The organism is Sphingomonas sp. EU05-FHT14C10, from assembly GCF_058790595.1.
Genome location: NZ_JBYTEN010000015.1, coordinates 61,010 through 80,978 on the forward strand (window position 1 = coordinate 61,010; position 19,969 = coordinate 80,978).

The 19,969-nt window shown below is 67.9% G+C and carries 18 protein-coding genes and 1 riboswitch; of the genes, 7 read left to right on the forward strand and 11 right to left on the reverse strand.

Going from position 1 to position 19,969, the window contains the following annotated elements; translation table 11 throughout:
* Positions 1–97: 97 nt before the first annotated feature.
* Both AC3WT0_RS14415 and AC3WT0_RS14420 read right to left on the reverse strand, forming a co-directional pair.
* Positions 98–1,399, reverse strand: coding sequence for an ATP-binding protein (locus tag AC3WT0_RS14415; RefSeq protein ID WP_492754100.1), 1,302 nt, complete (start codon positions 1,397–1,399; stop codon positions 98–100).
* 13 nt (positions 1,400–1,412) lie between these two features.
* Positions 1,413–2,123: a response regulator gene (locus tag AC3WT0_RS14420; RefSeq protein WP_492754101.1), complete on the reverse strand. Its 711-nt coding sequence runs from the start codon at positions 2,121–2,123 to the stop codon at positions 1,413–1,415.
* 212 nt (positions 2,124–2,335) lie between these two features.
* On the opposite strand from AC3WT0_RS14420, the gene AC3WT0_RS14425 reads away from it, so the two are divergent.
* Positions 2,336–2,614, forward strand: a complete 279-nt coding sequence (locus AC3WT0_RS14425; RefSeq protein ID WP_492754103.1) for a hypothetical protein — start codon at positions 2,336–2,338, stop codon at positions 2,612–2,614.
* A gap of 88 nt (positions 2,615–2,702) precedes the next feature.
* On the opposite strand, the gene AC3WT0_RS14430 is transcribed toward AC3WT0_RS14425, so the two are convergent.
* Entirely contained in the window at positions 2,703–3,716 is a 1,014-nt protein-coding gene (locus AC3WT0_RS14430; protein WP_492754104.1) for a 2-hydroxyacid dehydrogenase, read from the reverse strand.
* Between the two features lie 135 nt (positions 3,717–3,851).
* Here AC3WT0_RS14430 and rutD point away from each other — a divergent pair, with 135 nt between their 5' ends.
* A complete protein-coding gene (rutD, locus tag AC3WT0_RS14435; RefSeq protein WP_492754105.1) occupies positions 3,852–4,673 on the forward strand; it encodes a pyrimidine utilization protein D in 822 nt (273 codons plus the stop codon).
* 3 nt (positions 4,674–4,676) lie between these two features.
* Here the strand turns inward: rutD and hutU are convergent, their stop codons facing one another.
* From hutU to hutI, 4 genes are all read right to left on the reverse strand, one after another.
* Positions 4,677–6,332, reverse strand: a complete 1,656-nt coding sequence (hutU, locus tag AC3WT0_RS14440; protein WP_492754107.1) for a urocanate hydratase — start codon at positions 6,330–6,332, stop codon at positions 4,677–4,679.
* Entirely contained in the window at positions 6,329–7,138 is an 810-nt protein-coding gene (hutG, locus tag AC3WT0_RS14445; protein WP_492754108.1) for an N-formylglutamate deformylase, read from the reverse strand. The genes hutU and hutG overlap by 4 nt, the downstream gene beginning before the upstream one ends.
* A 100-nt stretch (positions 7,139–7,238) precedes the next feature.
* The gene (hutH, locus tag AC3WT0_RS14450) at positions 7,239–8,759 is read right to left on the reverse strand and encodes a histidine ammonia-lyase (RefSeq protein WP_492754109.1); all 1,521 of its coding nucleotides are present in this window, start codon (positions 8,757–8,759) and stop codon (positions 7,239–7,241) included.
* Positions 8,756–9,961, reverse strand: a complete 1,206-nt coding sequence (gene hutI / locus AC3WT0_RS14455; RefSeq protein ID WP_492754111.1) for an imidazolonepropionase — start codon at positions 9,959–9,961, stop codon at positions 8,756–8,758. The genes hutH and hutI overlap by 4 nt, the downstream gene beginning before the upstream one ends.
* A 95-nt stretch (positions 9,962–10,056) precedes the next feature.
* Here hutI and AC3WT0_RS14460 point away from each other — a divergent pair, with 95 nt between their 5' ends.
* Both AC3WT0_RS14460 and hutC read left to right on the forward strand, forming a co-directional pair.
* Positions 10,057–11,412: a formimidoylglutamate deiminase gene (locus AC3WT0_RS14460; RefSeq protein WP_492754112.1), complete on the forward strand. Its 1,356-nt coding sequence runs from the start codon at positions 10,057–10,059 to the stop codon at positions 11,410–11,412.
* Positions 11,409–12,113, forward strand: a complete 705-nt coding sequence (hutC, locus tag AC3WT0_RS14465) for a histidine utilization transcriptional repressor HutC (protein WP_492754113.1) — start codon at positions 11,409–11,411, stop codon at positions 12,111–12,113. Before AC3WT0_RS14460 ends, hutC begins: the two co-directional genes overlap by 4 nt.
* 116 nt (positions 12,114–12,229) lie before the next feature.
* On the opposite strand, the gene AC3WT0_RS14470 is transcribed toward hutC, so the two are convergent.
* The 3 genes from AC3WT0_RS14470 to AC3WT0_RS14480 are packed head-to-tail and all read right to left on the reverse strand — an operon-like array spanning position 12,230 to position 14,889.
* Positions 12,230–13,246, reverse strand: a complete 1,017-nt coding sequence (locus tag AC3WT0_RS14470; protein WP_492754114.1) for a PfkB family carbohydrate kinase — start codon at positions 13,244–13,246, stop codon at positions 12,230–12,232.
* Between the two features lie 42 nt (positions 13,247–13,288).
* Entirely contained in the window at positions 13,289–13,660 is a 372-nt protein-coding gene (locus AC3WT0_RS14475) for a c-type cytochrome (protein WP_492754115.1), read from the reverse strand.
* A complete protein-coding gene (locus AC3WT0_RS14480; protein WP_492754148.1) occupies positions 13,657–14,889 on the reverse strand; it encodes a molybdopterin-dependent oxidoreductase in 1,233 nt (410 codons plus the stop codon). Before AC3WT0_RS14480 ends, AC3WT0_RS14475 begins: the two co-directional genes overlap by 4 nt.
* Before the next feature lie 117 nt (positions 14,890–15,006).
* Positions 15,007–15,227, forward strand: a riboswitch (cobalamin riboswitch).
* A gap of 175 nt (positions 15,228–15,402) precedes the next feature.
* On the opposite strand from AC3WT0_RS14480, the gene AC3WT0_RS14485 reads away from it, so the two are divergent.
* Positions 15,403–17,343, forward strand: a complete 1,941-nt coding sequence (locus AC3WT0_RS14485) for a TonB-dependent receptor plug domain-containing protein (RefSeq protein WP_492754116.1) — start codon at positions 15,403–15,405, stop codon at positions 17,341–17,343.
* Between the two features lie 4 nt (positions 17,344–17,347).
* Here the strand turns inward: AC3WT0_RS14485 and AC3WT0_RS14490 are convergent, their stop codons facing one another.
* Positions 17,348–18,169: an ABC transporter substrate-binding protein gene (locus tag AC3WT0_RS14490; RefSeq protein ID WP_492754117.1), complete on the reverse strand. Its 822-nt coding sequence runs from the start codon at positions 18,167–18,169 to the stop codon at positions 17,348–17,350.
* Positions 18,170–18,207: 38 nt separating this feature from the next.
* On the opposite strand from AC3WT0_RS14490, the gene AC3WT0_RS14495 reads away from it, so the two are divergent.
* Both AC3WT0_RS14495 and AC3WT0_RS14500 read left to right on the forward strand, forming a co-directional pair.
* Positions 18,208–19,197, forward strand: a complete 990-nt coding sequence (locus AC3WT0_RS14495; RefSeq protein WP_492754119.1) for a FecCD family ABC transporter permease — start codon at positions 18,208–18,210, stop codon at positions 19,195–19,197.
* The gene (locus tag AC3WT0_RS14500; protein WP_492754120.1) at positions 19,191–19,967 is read left to right on the forward strand and encodes an ABC transporter ATP-binding protein; all 777 of its coding nucleotides are present in this window, start codon (positions 19,191–19,193) and stop codon (positions 19,965–19,967) included. The genes AC3WT0_RS14495 and AC3WT0_RS14500 overlap by 7 nt, the downstream gene beginning before the upstream one ends.
* The last annotated feature ends 2 nt before the right edge of the window (positions 19,968–19,969 follow it).

Sequence of the window (19,969 nt, forward strand, 5' to 3'; positions counted from 1 at the left end):
AGGCTGACATAAGGGCGCTGCCTTGCTGCGGCGCAGCGTTGTTGTAAGGAATTGTTTCTGGCCGAAAGGGTGCTGGCATCGTGCGTCGACGATGCCCTCAGGCTGCGGGAAGCGCCACGATCGCGCGCAATCCGCCGCCCGGCCGGTTCTCCAGCGACAGGGTGCCGCCTTCGCCTTCTATAACCTCGGCGACAATCGCGAGCCCCAGCCCGAGCCCCCGCGTATTGCGCCCGCGCGCGGCATCGAGACGGACGAAGGGGCGAAGGACCTCGGCGACGCGATCGGGCGGAATCCCGGGGCCGTCGTCATCGATGAAGATACGCGCACCCTCACCCTCTGGTTCGAGCGTGACGCGGACGTTGCCGCCATAGTGAATGGCGTTCTCGACGAGATTGGCGAGCGCGCGCCGGAACGCAGAGGTGCGCACGAACATCTCGAAATGATCGGGACCGCGATAGACGGCGTCATGGCCGAGATCGACCGCGCCATCGACGAGCGTGGCCGCCAGCACCGCCACGTCGGTGCGCGCGCGGGGTTCCGGATCCTCCGCCCCCCCAAGGAAGGCAAGGAGCGAGGCGAGCATGGCTTCCATTTCCGCGACATCCTGTCGGGCAGCCTCATTGCCCTTCGCGCCATCGAGGCGAAGCTGGAGGCGCGCCAATGGCGTGCGCAGATCATGGCCGACGGCGGCCAGCGCCTGGGTCCGGCTTTCGATGAGCTGGCGGATGCGAAGCTGCATCTCGTTGAAGGCATGGATCAGGCTGCGGACTTCCGCCGTCCCTTCCTCGCGCACCGGCTTGAACTGGCCCGCGCCGACATGGTCGGTTGCATGGACGAGCGCGCGCAGCGGCCGGAGCGTGCGGCGGATCATCGCCGCTGCCAGCAGGATGAGGATAAGCGCGGGTGCGAGCGCGAGCAGCACGCGGCCGAGCGCCAGGCTCCAGCCCTGCTCGATCTGGCGGGCGCCGAACAGCATCCGGCTGCCGTCGGGCAGCCGCAGATCGCCGGCGATGCCGGATCCCTTGCGCAGCGGTGCAAGCCGGAGATGCAGATCCGATCGCGCGAGATCGGGCTCCCACGCCAGGATCTGGCTGCGCATGCGATCGAGCCCAGGCGCAAGATCGGCACGCGGCGGCGCGCCCGGCTGCCAATGGACATAATAGCGATCGGTGGTCAGTTCGGCCGCCATCTCATCGCGTTCGGGGACCGGGCGTTCGCTGAGCAGCTTGCGCGCGATGACGAGATGCTCGGCAAGGCGGCGCGCCTCGTCGTCACGGATCGAGAAATGGGTGGCGCGTTCGTAAAGCAGCGTGCTCGCGCCGAATTCGACGACAATGACGACGAGCAGGATCGCGGTGATCCGGCCGAGAAGCCCGAGCGACCGGATAAACGGGCGCATCAGCCGCCCATGCTCAGGCGCGCGTCACTTCGACGTTGAACATATAGCCGACGCCGCGGACCGTGATGATCGGCGCGGCCTGGCCGGCGCCTGACAATTTGCGCCTGAGGCGGCTGACGAGCACGTCTATGCTGCGATCGGACGAGTCGCCGAGCCGGGTGCGCGACAGCTCGATCAGCCGCTCGCGCGCGATGACGCGCTGGGGCTGCGACAGGAAACTGGCGAGCAGATCGAACTCGGCGCCGGTCAACTCGACGATCGCGCCGCTGGGCGAGCGGAGCTCGCGGCGCGGAAAGCTGACCGTCCAGCCGTCGAAATGCGCTTCGTTCTCGCGCGCCTCGCCATGCTGGCGATCAAGGCCGCCGCGCCGCAGCACCGCACGGATGCGCGCCAGCAGCTCGCGCGGGCCGAAAGGCTTGGCGAGATAATCGTCGGCGCCGAGTTCAAGCCCGATCACGCGGTCTGCCTCGCTCCCCTTGGCGCTGATGAAGATGATCGGCACGTCGCTCTTGCGGCGAATCTGGCGGCACAGGTCGATGCCGTTGGTGCCCGGCAACATGATGTCGAGCAGCACGAGATCGACAGGGCCGGCATCGAAGGCGATCCACATCTCCGGCGCGGTCGCGGCCGGCCGGACCACATAGCCATTCTCCTGCAGGACGCGCGCGGTGAGCGTGCGCAGAGGCGGATCGTCCTCGACGAGGATGATGGTCTGGGCGCTCATCGGGGGGCACGACGCATGGCGGACATCGACGGATAGCTAGGCCAGGCCGGCATCTGCTTCAACCAAGCCGCCCGATGGACATATTTTGTTACACATCTGCAATCGACCGGAACGCATAGAGCCATCATTTCTTACAAACGCGCCACGCCCCCGCAAGTGACGGCCCTTAATTTTGGCGGACTGACAAGTCACCCCCAAAAAGGATAGGATTAGTGCGCTTTCCCCTGATCGTGCTGGCGGCCCTCACCGCCCTGCCCGCCGCCGCTTCCGCCCAGTCGCTGACCGACACGCATGAGCGCGTCTGGTCGCCCGCCGGCAAGACCCCCGCGGTTCATTATCGCCCGCTGGGCGCCAAGGCCTGCACCACGACGCGCGCCGCGCACCCGTGGACCAAGGGTCACACGCACGCGACCGCCAAGTGCGGCGCGCAAGCGGACATCGCCCAGCAGAATGTGAACAAGGCAGCCAAGGCCGAACGCCCCGGCGCCTGACGTTTCCCCCGATCGGCGGCGCTCCAAAACGCTGCCGATCATCCCTTCAAAGGGGTCGGCCTGCGCCGGCCCCTTTTTGTTTCTCTGCTCAACGCGCCAACACCGTGCCGGAGACGACGCGGTTTGCAAGCGGGCGGCCCGCCTCGGCATCGGCGAGGCTTGCCAACGTCGTTTCCGCGATCGCGGTCAGCGCCTCTTCGGTCAGGAAGGCCTGATGGCCGGTGACGAGGACGTTGGGGAAAGTGAGCAAGCGCTGGAAGACGTCATCCTGGATGATCTCGTTCGACAGATCCTCGAAGAAGAGATCGGCCTCCTGCTCGTAAACATCGAGTGCGACGCCGCCGAGCTTGCCTGACTTGAGCCCCTCGATAAGCGCGGTCGTATCGATCAATGCGCCGCGGCTGGTGTTGACGACGATCAGCCCCGGCCGCGCCGAAGCGATCGCGCGAGCATCGATCATGTGACGCGTGTCGGGGGTGAGCGGGCAATGGAGGCTGACGATGTCGGACCGCGCCAGCAGCTCGTCACGCGGGAGGTAGCGGACGCCGGCCGCGACCAGTTCGGGATCCTCGACGATGTCGCTCGCCAGCACTTCGCAGCCGAAACCGAGACGGAAGGCGCGCGCCACCCGCGCGCCGATCCGCCCGGTGCCGATCACGCCCACAGTGCGGGTCGAGAGATTGCGGCCGATAAGGCCTTCGAGCGCGAAATTATTCTCGCGCACGCGCGCCCAGGCCCGATGGATGCGGCGATCGAGCGCGAGCAGCAGGCCGACGCTGAATTCGGCGACGGCCTCAGGCGAATAAGCGGGCACGCGCACGACGCCGAGCCCCAGGCGTTCGGCCGCGCGCAGATCGACATTGTTATAGCCCGCGCAACGCAGCGCGACGAACTTCACGCCGATCGCCGCCAGCCGCTCCAGCACGGCCGCATCGACACGATCGTTGACGAAGATGCACACCGCGTCTTGCCCGGCGGCGAGCGCGACCGTATCGGCATCGAGGCGCGGCTCGAAATAGGTCAGCCGATGCCCGAAGCGGGCGTTGGCGGCGTCGAGAAAACGCCGGTCATAAGCCTTAGTGCCAAAAATCGCGATCCGCATCATCTTTCCCCAACGCCCTGAAAAGGCAGATAAATCACGTATTCCGTAACGGAATCCGCGGATCGATCCGTCGCATAGGTCTTGCCCAGCCCGATCGGGTCATCCACTGTCCCATTTTACATTGCGGAGACAATGATGGCCGATATCGCCGGCCTCTACCATGAGGAACACGGCCCGGCCGACGCCGAACCATTGCTCCTCTCGCCGGGGCTGGGCGGGCTCGGCAGCTTCTGGCGGCCGAATATCGCGGCGCTGGCCGAGCGCTATCGCGTCATCGTCTTCGACCATCGCGGGACCGGGCGCAGCGACCGGACGATCGGCGAAACCACCGACATCGCCGATATTGCTGCGGATATGCTGCGCCTGCTCGACGGGCTCGGTATCGATCGCGCGCATGTCGCGGGGCAGGCCGTAGGCGGGCTTGCGGGTCTGATTCTCGCGCTCGACGCACCCGCGCGGATCGGGTCGCTGACCGTCATCAACGGCTGGTCCCGGCCCGACGCGCATCTGCACCGATGCTGCGACCTGCGGCTGGCCCTGCTGCACGACGGCGGCGCCGAGGCTTATCTGCGCGCCCAGCCCATCTTCATGTACCCCGCGCGCTGGATCCCCGAGCATGAAGGCGAGCTGGCCGCCGAAACCGAGCTTCACCTTTCCGAATTCGCCGGCATCCCGGCCATGGAAAAGCGCATCGAAATGCTGCGCCGCTTCGACGTCGACGATCGGCTGGGCGAAATCGGCGCGCCGGTACTGCTGATCTCGGCCGAAGACGACATGCTGGTGCTTCCCTCTTGCTCCGAGCGGCTGGCAACGCGCATCCCCGATGCGGAGCACGTTGCGCTGCGCTTCGGCGGCCATGCGTGCAGCGTCACCGATCCCGCACGCGTCAATGCGCTGATGCTCGACTTCCTGTCGCGCCATCCGATCGGCGACACGCCGATCGTCTGCCCGGTCTGAAAATCAGAGAATAGCGGGAAGATCCAATCCCTTCTCGCGCGCGCAATCGATCGCGATGTCGTAGCCGGCATCAGCATGGCGCATCACACCGGTGGCGGGATCGTTCCACAGCACGCGCTCCAGCCGGCGCGCGGCCTCGGGCGTGCCGTCGGCGACGATCACCATCCCGGCGTGCTGCGAAAAGCCCATGCCGACGCCGCCGCCGTGATGGAGCGAAACCCAGGTCGCTCCACTGGCGGTATTGAGCAGGGCGTTGAGCAGCGGCCAATCCGACACCGCGTCGCTGCCGTCGCGCATCGCCTCGGTCTCGCGATTGGGGCTGGCGACCGATCCGCTGTCGAGATGGTCGCGGCCGATGACGACAGGGGCTTTCAATTCGCCCGAGGCCACCATCTCGTTGAAAGCAAGGCCTAGGCGCTGGCGATCGCCGAGCCCGACCCAGCAGATGCGCGCCGGCAGGCCCTGAAAGGCGATGCGTTCGCGCGCCATGTCGAGCCAGCGGTGCAGGTGCGCATTGTCGGGCAACAGTTCCTTCACCTTCGCGTCGGTCTTGTAGATATCCTCGGGATCGCCCGACAGCGCGGCCCAGCGGAACGGCCCGACGCCGCGACAGAAGAGCGGGCGGATATAGGCGGGAACGAAGCCGGGGAAGGCGAAGGCGTTGGTCACGCCTTCGTCGAGCGCGACCTGGCGGATATTGTTGCCGTAATCCACGGTCGGCACGCCCGCCGCCTGGAAGTCGAGCATCGCCTGGACATGCACGGCCATCGATGCGCGCGCGGCGGCAGCAACGGCCTGCGGATCGCGTTCGCGCTCGGCGAACCAGCGATCAAGGCTCCAGCCGGCGGGCAGATAGCCGTTGACCGGATCGTGCGCCGAGGTCTGATCGGTCAGCAGATCGGGGCGCACCCCGCGCCGGTAAAGCTCGGGAAGAAGCTCCGCCGCATTGCCGAGCAGGCCGACCGAGATCGGCGTCCTGGCTCTGGTGACGAGATCGAGCGCCTCATCGACATTATCGGTCGCGCGATCGAGATAGCGCGTCTTCAGGCGCATCTCGATCCGGCTCGGCTGGCATTCGATCGCAAGGCAGGAGGCACCCGCCATCACCGCCGCGAGCGGCTGCGCCCCCCCCATGCCGCCAAGCCCGGCGGTGAGCAGCCATTTGCCCGACAGGTCCCCACCATAATGCTGGCGCCCCATCTCGACGAAGGTCTCGTAAGTGCCTTGAACGATGCCCTGCGTGCCGATGTAGATCCATGAGCCCGCAGTCATCTGGCCGTACATGGCGAGCCCCTTCTTATCGAGCTCGTTGAAATGATCCCAGTTCGCCCAGTGGGGAACGAGGTTGGAGTTGGCGATCAGCACGCGCGGCGCATCGGCATGGGTGCGGAAGACACCCACCGGTTTGCCCGACTGGACGAGCAAGGTCTGGTCGCCCTCGAGGCGCTTCAGCGTCTCGACGATGCGGTCGAAGCTCTGCCAGTCGCGCGCCGCGCGGCCGATGCCGCCATAGACCACCAGCTCGTGCGGATTCTCGGCGACGCCCGGATCGAGATTGTTCATCAGCATGCGCAGCGGCGCTTCGGTCAGCCAGCTCTTCGCCGAGAGATCGGTGCCGGTCGCGGCGCGAACGGTGCGGCTATTGTCGATACGGGTCATGCTTTTCCCTTCGCGAAGGCAATGCAGGCTTCGATCAGCTGGACGAGGATGGGGAGGATCGGAGGTGAGGCGGCGATCGGCGTCGGCCAGTTGTCCGGCCCCGGCATATCCGGCTCGACCATGTAGCCGCGCATCGAAAGCTCCATTTGGATCGCATGGACGCCCTGCTGCGGACGGCCATAATGGCGCGTCGTCCAACCGCCCCGGAAGCGCCCGTCGACGACATGGCTGTGCTCGCTGGCGGCGCAGATGCCCGCTACGGCGGCGACCAGCGCGGGATCGCACGTAGCGCCGCCATTGCTGCCGATGTTGAACTGGGGAAGCTCGCCGTCGAACAGACGCGGCACGCGGCTGCGGATCGAATGCGCGTCGTAGAGGACGATATGGGGATGAGTGGCCCGCAATCGCGCGATCTCCGCCTCCAGCGCCGCATGATAGGGCGCGAAATAGGCGCTGCGGCGACGCTCTATCTCGGCGGCGTCGGGGATCGCGCCGGGATAGAGAGGTTCGTCGTCGAACGTCTCGGTCGGACAAAGCGTGGTGGTGGTCTGGCCGGGATAGAGCGACGCGCCCGAGGGATCGCGATTGCAATCGATAACGCTGCGCGACAGACGCGTGCGAACCGTGGTCGCCCCAAGATCGCGCGCGAAGGCATAGAGCCGATCGATCCACCAGTCGGCATCCTTGCGCGCCAGCCATGGCGAGGCGAAGGCGTCCGCAAGCTCGGCCGGGAAATCGGCGCCGGTATGCGGCAGGCCGATGATCAGCGGCGCATCGCCGCGATGGATTTCGACGAAATCGATCATCGTCAAAGCCTCCGTTCGTGTCGAGCGCAGTCGAGACACGAGCGCGCGACGCCTTGCATCCCTCGACTTCGCTCGGGACGAACGGGGAGAGAGAAGCTCCTCACGCCACACCCGGCAAGGCGTCGCCCGCAAGCGCGCCTGTTCGCACCAGGATCGCCGCAGCCTCGATATCAGGCGCGAAATGCCGGTCCTCGTCGAGATGCGGCACCTGCGCACGGATCACGCCGCGCGCCGCCTCCAGCGCGCCACTCGATTTGAGCGGGGCATGGAAATCGCAGCCTTGCGCAGCCGCCAGCGCCTCGATCGCCACCACCGCCATTGCATTGTCGGCCATTGCGAGCAGACGGCGCGCACCATGCGCTGCCATCGAGACATGATCCTCCTGATTGGCCGATGTCGGGATCGAATCGACGCTCGCCGGGTGCGCGCGCTGCTTGTTCTCCGACACCAGCGCCGCCGCCGTCACCTGCGGGATCATGAAGCCCGAATTGAGACCGGGGCGGGGCGTGAGGAATGCCGGCAGCCCCGACAGGGCGGGATCGACGAGCATCGCGATGCGCCGTTCGGCGAGCGAGCCGATCTCGCAAATGGCGAGCGCGATCATATCCGCCGCAAAGGCGACGGGCTCGGCGTGGAAATTGCCGCCCGACAGCGCCTCACCGGTATCGGCGAAGATCAACGGATTGTCCGTCACGCCATTGGCCTCGATCGCAAGCGTCGCGCCGGCCTGGCGCAAAATATCGAGAGCGGCGCCCATCACCTGCGGCTGGCAGCGCAGGCAATAGGGATCCTGCACACGCGCGTCGCCCTCAAGATGCGAGGCGCGGATCGCCGAACCCACCATCAGATCGCGCAGCGCATCGCCCACCGCGATCTGCCCGGCATGGCCGCGCAGCGCGTGGATGCGATGATCGAATGGCGTGTCCGATCCCTTGGCGGCTTCGGTCGACAATGCGCCGGTGACGAGCGCCGACCGGAAAAGCCGTTCGGCCTCGAACAGCCCGGCGAGCGCGTTGGCGGTGGAGAATTGCGTGCCGTTGAGCAGCGCCAGCCCTTCCTTGGCGCCCAGTTCGATCGGCGCCAGTCCGGCGCGCGCGAGCGCATCGGCGGCGGCCACGCGCTCTTCGCCGACGATGATCTCGCCGACCCCGATCATCGCGGCCGCCATATGCGCGAGCGGCGCGAGGTCGCCCGACGCGCCGACCGATCCCTGCGCGGGAACGACGGGCGTCAGGCCGCGCGCCAGCATCGCTTCGATCAGCGCGACAGTCGCGGGCGAGACGCCGGATGCGCCCTGCGCGAGGCTGGCGAGCTTCAGCGCCATCATCAGGCGGATGACGGGCACGGGGCTCGGCTCGCCCGTTCCGGCGGCATGGCTGAGCACGATGTTGCGCTGGAGCGTCGCCAGATCGTCGGCGGCGATGCTGACGCTCGCCAGCTTGCCGAAGCCGGTGTTGATTCCATAGGCCGGCAACCCGCGCGCGACGATGCGATCGACCGCCGCCGCACTGGCCGCGATCGCCGGTGCCGACGTCGGATCGAGCGCGACGTCGGCGCCGCGATAGATGGCGCGCCAATCGGCGAGCGTTGCCGCGCCGGGGATGAGCGTGATGATCGTCAATGGCCTCTCCAGATGCGCGCATGGAGCGGATTGAAGCCCATGCGATAAACAAGCTCTGCGGGGGTCGCGACATCCCAGATCGCGAGATCGCACCACTTGCCGGGCTCGATGGCGCCAACCTCCGCCTGCAGTCCAAGCGCGCGCGCCGCATTGCGCGTCACGCCCGCCAGGCATTCCTCGACCGTCAGGCGGAATTCGATCGCCGCCATGTTCATCGCGAGCAGGATCGAGGTCAGCGGCGAGGTGCCGGGGTTGCAGTCGGTCGCGATCGCGATCGGCACGCCCGCCGCACGCAGCGAAGCAACCGGGGGCAGCTTCGTCTCGCGCATGAAATAATAGGCGCCGGGAAGGAGCACCGCGACGGTGCCTGCCGCCGCCATCGCTGCCACGCCCGCTTCGCTCAGATGCTCGAGATGATCGGCCGAAAGTGCGCCGTGGCGTGCCGCAAGCGCCGCGCCTTCGAGGTTGGACAATTGCTCCGCATGGAGCTTGACCGGCAGGCCATGGCGTGTAGCGGCCTCTAACAGGCGATCGATCTGCGCGGGCGTGAAACCGATCCCCTCGCAGAAACCGTCGACCGCGTCGGCCGCTCCCGCGCGCGCAATGGCCGGGATCATCGCGTCGCAGACCAGCACGACATAGGCATCGGCATCGCCGGCATATTCGGGAGGCAGCGCATGCGCGCCAAGGAAGGTCGCGCTGACCGAAACGGGCCGCGCCGCGCCGAGCGCACGGACGGCGCGGAGCATCTTCAGTTCGGCGTCGGTCGACAGGCCATAGCCCGATTTGGCTTCGATCGTCGTCACGCCCTCGGCAATCAGTGCATCGAGGCGGGGAAGCGCCTCGGCGACCAGTTCGGCCTCACTGGCGGCGCGCGTCGCGCGCATGGTCGATACGATGCCGCCGCCCGCCCGCGCGATCGCCTCATAGCTCGCGCCGTCGAGCTTCATTTCGAATTCGGTGGCGCGATTGCCGGCATGGACGATGTGTGTGTGGCAGTCGATCAGCCCCGGCGTGATCCAGCGCCCTTCGCAATCGATCGCCTCGCGCGCGTCGAACAGGGGCGCATCGGCACGCGGGCCGGCATAGACGATTCGCCCGTCCAGCGCGGCGACCACGCCATCCTCGATCGCGCCCAGCCCGCCCAGATCGGCGCGCATCGTCGCCAGCCGGGCATTGGTCCAAAGGCGGTCGCTCAACATGCGTGGCTCCCCGACAAGACGCTGGCACTTGCAGCGAATATGTATATACATAACCGCATCGCTCCGCGACTGTCCAGAGCGGCAAGGAGGATCGCATGGCCCTGTGGTTCGAACGCGCGCTGACCGCCGAAGGCTGGCGAAAGGATGTGCGCATCACACTGGCCGGCGGCACCATCGTCGCGATCGAAGCAGGCGCCAACGCCCTGCCCGACGACGAACGCCACGCAGTCGCCATCCCAGCGCTCCCCAATCTCCACAGCCATGCCTTCCAGCGCGGCATGGCAGGGCTGGCCGAGCGCGCGGGCGACAGCGTGGATAGTTTCTGGACCTGGCGCGAGGCGATGTATCGCTTCGTCGACCAGATCGAGCCCGAGACGCTTCATGCCATCGCGGCGCTTGCCTATGCCGAGATGCTGGAGGCTGGCTTCGCACGAGTCGGCGAGTTCCATTATCTCCACCATGCGCCCGACGGCCGGCCCTATGCCAATATCGCCGCAATGGCCGAGGCGATCGTGGCGGCGGCCGACGAGACGGGGGTAGCGCTGACCCTGCTCCCGGTCTTCTATGCCCACTCCGATTTCGGCGGTGCGCCGCCCCTGCCCGCGCAGCGCCGCTTCGTAAACGATCTCGACGGCTATGCGCTGCTGTTCGAGGCAAGCCGCGCGGCAGTGGCGGGCCTTGGCGACGCGGTGGTCGGGATCGCACCGCACAGCCTGCGCGCCGTGACCGCGTGGGAACTGGACGCACTAGCGAAGCTCGCCCCCGATGCCCCCGTCCATATCCACATTGCCGAACAGATGCGCGAGGTCGAGGCCTGCATCGCTTGGAGCGGCGCGCGCCCGATCGAGTGGTTCTACGATCATCAGGAAGTCGACGCGCGCTGGTGCCTCGTCCACGCAACGCATGCCGATGAGCGCGAATGGCGGATGATCGCGAGGAGCGGCGCGGTCGTCGGGCTGTGCCCGATCACCGAGGCCAATCTGGGCGACGGCATCTTTCCCGCCCAGGCCTATCAGGCGGCGGGGGGCGCGTTCGGCATCGGATCGGACTCGAATATACTGATCGATGCGGCCGAGGAGCTTCGGCTGCTCGAATATGGCCAGCGGCTGACGGCGCGCGGGCGCAACATGCTGGCAGGCGGCGCCGGCCGGTCGACGGGCGCGGCGCTATGGCGCGATGCCCTCGCCGGGGGCGGCCGGGCGCTTGGCGCTCCCACGCCGGGGATCGCGGCGGGGGCGCCCGCCGACTTCCTCTCGCTCACCCGCGACCACCCGCTGATTGTCGCGCGCGATGGCGACGCATTGATCGACAGCCTTGTCTTCGGCGGCGCGCGCGGGCTGATCGATTGCGTCTGGCGCGCCGGCGCGAAGCGCGTGAGCGGCGGGCGCCATCACCGGCGCGACACGATCGAGGCGCGTTACCGCGCAGCATTGCGCGCATTGCTGGCATGAATATCGAGGCGCCGCTCCACGAGCGGATCCGGCGCGCGATCGAGGCGCGGATCATGTCGGGCGAGTGGAAGCCCGGCCACCGCATCCCTTATGAGCATGAGCTCGAAGCCGAATATGGCTGCTCGCGCATGACGGTGAGCAAGGCGCTGGGCGCGTTGGTGCAGGCCGGGCTGCTCGAGCGGCGGAGGCGCGCCGGAACCTTCGTCGCCGCGCCGCGCTTCCACCGCGCGGCGCTCGAAATCCCCGATATTCGCGACGAGGTCGCATCGCAGGGCCGTACCTATGGGCTGGAACTGATCGAACGATCGGCACGGCGGGCCAGCGCGGCGGATCGCGCCCTGCTCGGTGGCACGTCGGGTCGACTTCTCGCGATCGACTGCCGCCACCTCGCCGACGGGCGGCCTTATGCGATCGAGCGGCGGCTGATCAGCCTTGCCGCCGTTCCCTCCGCCATCGACGCCGACTTCGCTAGCGATCCGCCGGGATCATGGCTGCTCGATCACGTCCCCTGGACCGAAGCCGAGCACCGGATCACCGCGATCAATGCCGACGCCGCGACCGCGCGTCTCTTGGCGGTGGACGTGGGGCTGGCCTGCATCTGCCTCGAGCGATGGACATGGCGCGGCGAGGAGCGGATCACCTATGCGCGGCAAGTCTATCCCGGCGACAGTTATGGGCTGGTCGCGCATTTCAGGGCTTGAGCGCCGATCTTGCACCAGCACTTCGTCATTGCGAGCGAAGCGAAGCAATCCAGAACGATGCCTGGCCTCCGGCTGGATTGCTTCGCTTCGCTCGCAATGACGGGGGGAGGCCTTCGTCAGCGGCGAACGTCGAACCCGCCTTCGAGGAAGGCAGCGACTTCACCGGGGCCGGCGAGGCAGAAATCGCCGGGGATCGAATGCTTGAGCGCCGCGAAGGCGAGGCCGATCTCGGCGGCCGCATCCGGCCCCTGCGGCAGGCCGTGGAGTACGCCCGCAGCAAAGGCGTCGCCGCCGCCGATGCGATCGACGATGCCGGCGATCGTCACCTCGCGCGTCTGGTGCGCCGAGGCGCGCATATCGATCCGCGCCGACAGGCGGTGGCGATCGGCATCGTCGACATGGCGCGCGGTCGAGGCGATGAACTGAAGCTTCGGGAAGGCGGCGAAGGCCGCATCCGTCGCCTCGCGCCGCCGGTCTGGCCCGTCACCCGAGAAATCCTGGCCGAGCAGCAACGCGACGTCGCGATGATTGCCGAACATCAGATCGGCATGGCCAATCAGTTCGGAGAGGATCGCGCGCGGATCGCCGTCCCATGCCGCCCAGAGCTGCGCGCGGAAATTGCCGTCGAACGAGACGGGGACGCCGGCATCGGATGCCGCGCGCGCCGCCGCGAGCGCCATGGCTGTCCCATTGGGGCCAAGCGCCGGGGTGATCCCCGACAGATGCAGGCGTCCGGCGCCTTGGAGAAGCGACGGCCAGTCGAAATTTTGGGGGCCGGACGTCGCGAACAGGCTACCAGCGCGGTCGTAGACGATCGACGAGGCGCGCAGCCCCGCGCCTTGCGACAGAAAATAGAGGCCAAGCCGTCCCTTGCCGCGCACCACGCGCGAGACGTCGACGCCCAGCCCGCGCACGTCACGCAGCGCAGCGTCGCCGAGCGCCCCTTCGGGAAGCGCCGTCACCAGCGCCGATGCGGTACCGAGCCGCGCGAGACCCACCGCGACGTTGGTCTCCGCCCCGCCCCAGGTCGCATCGAAGCGCCCCGACTGGAGCAGCATCTCGCGCCCCGGCGCGGACAGGCGCAGCATCAGCTCCCCGAAACAGATGATGGGTGCGGCGGCGCTGTCGGTCATATCATCTCCCCGTGGCGCGCAGTCGCGCCGATTCATCGGCCCTTAGCGGGTTTCCTTGCCGCTCGCGACCATCTGGCTGAGATGATCGAGATAGGCGACGATCGCGTCGTCGTCGGTCTCCGGGATCGGCGCCTTATAGGCCTCGCGCATCTTGGCGACCGTCGCCCGCCACTGCTCATGCTTGAGCTTCGGCTGGACGAGGATCATGCCGGGAGAATGGCAGGCGGTGCAGCGCTCGCGGACGAGCGCGAGGTTGGGGCCGGGCGGCAGAGGCTCGTCCGAGGTCGGCAGGGCAACGCTCACCGAGTGGACCGCAATCGCATCGGGCTCGCGCGCCACGCCGGGCTTGGCATAGCGATCGCAGCCGGCAAGCAGCGCGAGGAGCGGCAGCAGTGTGAGGATTGGTTTCTTCATGCTGCCGTCACCGCCACGCGCTCGACCACGCAGCGCATATAGCCGCCGGGGTTCCAATTGGGTTTGAAGGGCTGCGCGACGCCGGCACCGTTGGTGACGCGGCTCATCAGCGTCAACGCGCCGCGCGGAACGGGCGGGAACAGCGCCTCGAAGCGGCGGAAGCTGTAGCGCCCCTCGTCATGGCCGAGCGCCGCGCGTTGCCAGCTCCGGCCGCCGTCGATCGACACATCCACCGAGGCAACGCCTTGGTCGCCGCCCATCGCGATGCCGCGCACCGACAGCGGCGCACCGGCGACCACCGTCGCGCCATCGGCCAGATTGGTCACGAAGGAGCGCGGCGGCATGGTGCTGATCGGCTGGGTCGGGAAATCCTTGGCCCCCGGCACCACATTCGCGCCCGGAGCCGAGGGTACGCGATAGGCCTTCGCCATCCAGTAATTCTCGTCCGGCGCGGTCAGCACCTCGATATCGTCGAGCATCTTCACCCAATAGGTCGAGAACCAGCCGGGTACGATCAGCCTGAGCGGGAAGCCGTTGAGCAGGGGCAACTGCTCGCCGTTCATGCCGTAAGCGACGATCACCTCGTCGCTGAGCGCATGATCGATCGACAGCGACTTGAAATAATCGGGATCGGGCATCAACGGCTGATCGGCGGCGCCGAAACGCACCGCGACCGAACCCGCTTTCACCCCGGCCTGCGCGAGCAGATCCTTCAGCCGCACGCCCAGCCAGCGCGCATTGCCCATGGCGCCGTTGCGCCACTGCGCGCCGGGCACGCGCGGCTCGAACAGCCCGCGCGAATTGCCCGAGCATTGGTTGACCGCAGCAATTTCGACACGCGGCATCGCGATGATGTCCCCGACCGCGAGGCTCAGTTCGCGGGTGACATTGCCGCGCACTTTCAGCCGCCACGCATCGACGTCGACGTCGGTCGGCACCTGCGCGAGGTGCCAGCGAACATAGAAACGATCATTGGGCGTGAAGACGCCCTGGTCGAACACCTCGAACGGCGTTTCGAGCAGCGGCGGCCGGTTGCGCTGCAAGATCATCTCGCCCTTTTCGGGGAAGGCCTTGGTCAGCGCGCGCTCGCTGGGTCCGCCCGGGAGCCGGAGGTCCACCAGACCGCCGCCGGCAACGGCCGCCGCTGCGCCCGCGCCCGCCAGCCCCGCGCCGGCGAGCAACCGCCGGCGGCTGAGCGCATAGGCAAGCGACGCATCGAGCCGGTCCACCATTCTTCTCTCCTTTGCTTCGCGCTTGCCCCCGTTCGGGCGGCGAAGGCAAGTCCGAACATGGCTTGGCGAAGCGCACGAAGACCGCTAGGTGCGGCGGCGACGCAGGGTAATAGCCCTCGTCGAGATCGCGCCGGTGCCCCGCAAGGGGCCTAAGAGGGAATGCGGAGCGGGCGGAAGCCCGCAAGCCGCGGCTGTCCCTGCAACTGTGAGCGGCGAGCGCGATGCCCATGCCTTCCTTCCGGGGAAGGCGGCCACTGGACCAAAACAGGTCCGGGAAGGCGGGCATCGGGCGATGACCCGCGAGCCAGGAGACCTGCCGGTGCGATGTCGCTCTTGCCATGGTCCAGGGAAAGGCCAGGGCACGGTCCTCCGTCTGAGCGACGAACGAGCGGCTGGGGCCGCACGGTGCGAAGCTCGCGGGCGCCATCCGGGCGTCGGTCCGCGCGCTTGCCCGGCCGGATAACGGCAGGCCCCCGCCTTTGTCGCTAAGACGCCGGGGGGTTTGTTACGATGAAGAGCATTTTCCATTCCGCCTCGCTGGCCGCCGTCGCGGCCATGCTGGCGCCTATGCCCGCCTTCGCCGCCGATGATGACGGTGCGACCGGCAACGACATCATCATCACCGCCAGCCGCACCGGCCAGCCCGAGCAGCTCGACAATATCGGCGTTTCGGCGACGCTGCTCGACGCACAGGCGCTCGACCAGCGCCAGACGCGGATCGTGTCGGACATCCTGCGCGACGTGCCGGGCGTCGCCGTCAGCCGCACCGGCAATGTCGGCGGGATGACGCAGGTCCGCATCCGCGGCAGCGAGGCCAACCATGTACTGGTGCTGATCGACGGGATCGAGGTTTCCGATCCCTATCAGGGCGAATATGATTTCGGCACGCTGATCGCCGACCCCGATGCGCGCGTCGAGGTGCTGCGCGGGCAGCAGAGCTCGCTCTACGGGTCGGACGCGATCGGCGGCGTGATCCAGTACATCACCGCATCGGGCCGCGAGACGCCGGGCGTTTCGCTGCGCGCCGAGGGCGGTTCGTTCGACACCGCTTCCGCTGCCGCGCGCGTGGGCGGATCGAGCGGTACGTTCGACTATGCGGCGACCGGATCCTTCTACCACACCGGCGGTACGCCGACCGCGTTCGGCGGCACGCGCGACGTGGGATCGGACAGCGTCGGCGCGTCGCTCAAGCTCAACTGGCAGGCGGCCGAGAACCTCAAGCTCTCGGCGGTCGGGCGCTACAGCTATACCGACGCCGACTATAACAATACCGACTATACGCCCGGCAGCCCGACCTTCGGCTATCTGATCGATTCGCCCGGCGTCCGCACGCGCAACCGCGCCTTCTACGGCCTGCTGCGCGCGCAGCTCGGCCTGCTCGACGATCGCTGGGTGAGCACGCTGACCGGCCAGATCGCCGATACCAAGCGCAACGATTTCGACCATGACGATCGCACCTCGGGCGACAAGGGCACGCGGTACAAGGCCTCGTTCGACAGCAGCTTCCGCATCGGCGAGGGCGCGGTGAAGCACAAGCTGACCGTGGCGACCGACGTCGAGCGCGAGGATTACCAGAACACCTCGCCCGATCCGTTCGGCTTCGTCTTCACCGGCAAGCGCCACACCGACAATGTCGGGCTGATCGGCCAATATGATCTGAGCGTGGGCGACAATTTCACCGCCGGCGCCTCGATCCGCCACGATTTCAACAATCGCTTCGCCGATGCGACCACCTATCGCGCGCAGGCCAGCTACCGTTTCGACAGCGGCACGCGCCTCCACGCCGCGATCGGATCGGGCGTCAAGAATCCCGGCTTCTACGAGCTCTATGGCTATTCGGACGGCCGCTATATCGGCAATCCGAACCTGAAGCCCGAAAAGTCCGAAGGCTGGGAAGCCGGCATCGAACAGGCGTTCGGCGACGTCGCGACGATCGGTGCGACCTGGTTCGACAATCGCCTGAAGGACGAGATCTACACCGCCTATCCGGCGCCCGACTATGTCGCGACGCCCGCCAACCGCACCACCAAGTCGAAGCAGCAGGGCATCGAGACCTATGCCTCGATCCGCCCCTCGCCCCAGTGGCGGATCGATGCGGCCTATACCTGGCTCCATGCGCGCGAGGACGGGCTGGCCGAGGTGCGGCGCCCGAAGAATATCGCCAGCGTCAACGTCGCCTGGACGAGCAAGGACGATCGCTTCACCGGCACGGTCACCGCGCGCTACAATGGCCCGCAGGTCGACCTTGCCTATACCGATCCGTCCTTCATTCCGGATCGGGTGACGCTGAAGAGCTATACGCTGATCAACCTCGCGGCCGACTACAAGCTGACCAAGACGCTTGCCGTCTTCGGCCGGATCGAGAATCTGCTGGCCGAGGATTATCAGGAAATCTTCGGGGTCCGCACTGCGGGACGGGCGGCCTATGTCGGCATTCGCGCCCGTTTCTGAGCGCTCAGCGGCCTGCGGCGCGCAACTGCGCCGCGAGGCTCCTCACCGCCATCGGGTAGGAGGGGCCGCCGCATACCGTGGCGGCCTCCGGAATCCGCAGGCGGGGGATATCGGCGATCGCGGGATGGTGCAGCAACTCCGTCCCGCGATCGACCGTCTTGTCGCTGCTGCTTTCGACGATCAGCATGTCGGGATGCGCGACCACCATCTGCTCCAGCGTCAGCCGCGACAGGACGGGCCGGTCGAGCACGGTCGCGAGGTTGGTTATCCCCAGCCGTTTCATGATGTCGTCGACCAGCGTGCCCGTGCCCGTCAGATAACCGCGGCGCTGATAATAGGCCGCGACCGTGCGCCTGCGCGCCGGCCGCACCCCTTTGAGCTCTTCATTCATCCGCGCGATCAGCGCCTCGCCGCGTTCGGGATGCCCCAGCGCGCGGGCGACCGTGCGAATCTGATCGACGATCTGGGCGTAGCTGTCCGCCGGGGCAAGATCGAGCGTCGCGATCGGGCGGCCCTCCGCGTCGTGGAACGTCGGCGTCGCGCGCCAGGGGCTGGCGATCACCAGATCGGGCCGCGTCATCACGATATCCTCGGCCCGGCCACTCGTCACCGGGAAGCGCCCCGCCTCGCGCGCCGCGAAGGACATTGCGGGATCGCGCGCATATTTGGTCAGCCCGACGATCTGGCCCGGATCGGCAAGCGCGAGCAGATATTGATCGGCGCACAGGTTGAGCGACAGGACGCGCCGGGGCGCGGCCGGAGTCGCCTGCGCCATGCCGGCGGCCGCCGCGATCGCCATGGCCATGTTTGCGAGCATCTCGATCATGCCTGCGCGATGCCGCGCCGGGCGGGCGGGCGCAAGCCATGATCCGCCGCCCGATCCTGATCGGCGCGCTTGCCCTGATCGCGATCGCGACGGGGATAGCCTCGCTCGCCTTCGGCAGCGCTCCCCTGCCCTTCGCGCGCGTGATCGGCGCGCTTGCCGGCGCGCACGATCCGGTGGCGCACAGCATCGTGATCGATCTGCGCCTGCCGCGCGCGCTGCTGGCGTTGCTGATCGGCGCGATGCTGGGCGCGGGCGGCGCGGCGCTGCAGGGTTATCTGCGCAATCCGCTCGCCGAACCCGCCGTGCTCGGCGCGTCGAACATGGCGGCGCTGGGCGCGGTGATCATCCTCTATTTCGGCTTCTCGACGCTCAGTCCGCTATTGCTTCCGCTCGCCGCGATCGTCGGAGCGGTCATCGCGATCGCGCCGCTGCTGTTGCTGGCCGGGCGCGCCGAAAGCCCGTTGACGCTGATCCTCGCCGGCGTCGCGATCTGTACGCTTGCCGGTGCGGGGATCAGCCTGGCCCTCAACCTGGCGCCCAATCCCTTTGCGGCCTTCGAGATCATGACCTGGCTGATGGGATCGATCGAAGACAGGTCGATGCTCCATGTCTGGATCGTCCTCCCCTGCGTCGCGATCGGGCTTGGCCTGCTGCTCTGGGATGGGCGTGCGCTGGATGCGCTGAGCCTGGGGGAAGACGGCGCGCAAACGCTGGGGATCGATCTGCGCCGCGTGCGGCTGCGCCTGCTGATCGCGGTCGCGGTCGGCGTCGGCGGCACCGTGGCGGTGGCGGGCGCGATCGGGTTCGTCGGCCTCATCGTACCGCATCTCGTCCGTCCGCTTACCGATCGCACGCCGGGCGCGACTTTGCTCCCCTCGGCGCTGGGCGGCGCGGCGCTGCTCAGCCTTGCCGACATCGCGGTGCGCGTCATCCCAGCGACCAACGAACTCCGCCTTGGCGTCGTCACCGCGCTGCTCGGCGTGCCGGTGTTCCTCGCATGGCTGTTCCGGGAGCGGCGGCTATGGTGATGCTCTCGGTTACCGGGCTCGGCGTAACGCTGGGCGGGCGCAAGGTGCTCGACGGCATCGATGCGCAATTCGCCGCCGGCAACCTGATCGGCATCATCGGCCCCAATGGCGCGGGCAAGTCGACGCTGGCGCGCGCGATGCTCGGGCTGATTGCACCGTCTTCGGGGCAGGCGAGCATCGACGGCGAAGGCGTGAGGACGATCGCACGCGCCGCGCTCGCACGCCGGATCGCCTATCTGCCGCAAGGCCAGACGCTGCACTGGCCGCTCAGCGTCGAACGTCTCGTCGCGCTCGGCCGGTTGCCGCACCTCGGCCCCTTCTCGCGCATGGCGGAGGCAGACCGCACCGCGATCGATACCGCGATCGCCCAAACCGGCATGACCGATCTACGCGACCGCACCGCGACCGAACTGTCGGGCGGCGAACGCGCGCGCGCGCTGCTCGCCCGCGCGCTGGCAGTCGGCGCGCCGGCGCTGATCGCGGACGAACCGCTCGCCGCGCTCGACCCCGGCCATCAACTGCAGGTCATGCAGTTGCTCAAGGCGCGCGCCGACGACGGCGCGCTTGTCATCGCGGTGCTGCACGATCTCACCATGGCCGCGCGCCATTGCGGCCGGCTGCTGCTCCTCGACCGTGGCAGACTGGTCGCCGACGGCACGCCCGCCGACGTGCTGAGGCCCGAATTGCTGCGCAGCACATATGGCGTCGAGGCGTGGTTTGGTGAGGCCGAAGGCGCGCCGCTGATCGTGCCCGTCAAAGCGATGGCTTGACG

Coding starts and splice junctions, on each gene's coding strand:
- AC3WT0_RS14415 (WP_492754100.1), bottom strand. CDS start 1,399: ATGCGCCCGTTTATCCGGTCGCTCGGGCTTCTCGGCCGGATCACCGCG.
- AC3WT0_RS14420 (WP_492754101.1), bottom strand. CDS start 2,123: ATGAGCGCCCAGACCATCATCCTCGTCGAGGACGATCCGCCTCTGCGC.
- AC3WT0_RS14430 (WP_492754104.1), bottom strand. CDS start 3,716: ATGCGGATCGCGATTTTTGGCACTAAGGCTTATGACCGGCGTTTTCTC.
- rutD (WP_492754105.1), top strand. CDS start 3,852: ATGGCCGATATCGCCGGCCTCTACCATGAGGAACACGGCCCGGCCGAC.
- hutU (WP_492754107.1), bottom strand. CDS start 6,332: ATGACCCGTATCGACAATAGCCGCACCGTTCGCGCCGCGACCGGCACC.
- hutG (WP_492754108.1), bottom strand. CDS start 7,138: ATGATCGATTTCGTCGAAATCCATCGCGGCGATGCGCCGCTGATCATC.
- hutI (WP_492754111.1), bottom strand. CDS start 9,961: ATGTTGAGCGACCGCCTTTGGACCAATGCCCGGCTGGCGACGATGCGC.
- AC3WT0_RS14460 (WP_492754112.1), top strand. CDS start 10,057: ATGGCCCTGTGGTTCGAACGCGCGCTGACCGCCGAAGGCTGGCGAAAG.
- hutC (WP_492754113.1), top strand. CDS start 11,409: ATGAATATCGAGGCGCCGCTCCACGAGCGGATCCGGCGCGCGATCGAG.
- AC3WT0_RS14470 (WP_492754114.1), bottom strand. CDS start 13,246: ATGACCGACAGCGCCGCCGCACCCATCATCTGTTTCGGGGAGCTGATG.
- AC3WT0_RS14475 (WP_492754115.1), bottom strand. CDS start 13,660: ATGAAGAAACCAATCCTCACACTGCTGCCGCTCCTCGCGCTGCTTGCC.
- AC3WT0_RS14485 (WP_492754116.1), top strand. CDS start 15,403: ATGAAGAGCATTTTCCATTCCGCCTCGCTGGCCGCCGTCGCGGCCATG.
- AC3WT0_RS14490 (WP_492754117.1), bottom strand. CDS start 18,169: ATGATCGAGATGCTCGCAAACATGGCCATGGCGATCGCGGCGGCCGCC.
- AC3WT0_RS14495 (WP_492754119.1), top strand. CDS start 18,208: ATGATCCGCCGCCCGATCCTGATCGGCGCGCTTGCCCTGATCGCGATC.
- AC3WT0_RS14500 (WP_492754120.1), top strand. CDS start 19,191: ATGGTGATGCTCTCGGTTACCGGGCTCGGCGTAACGCTGGGCGGGCGC.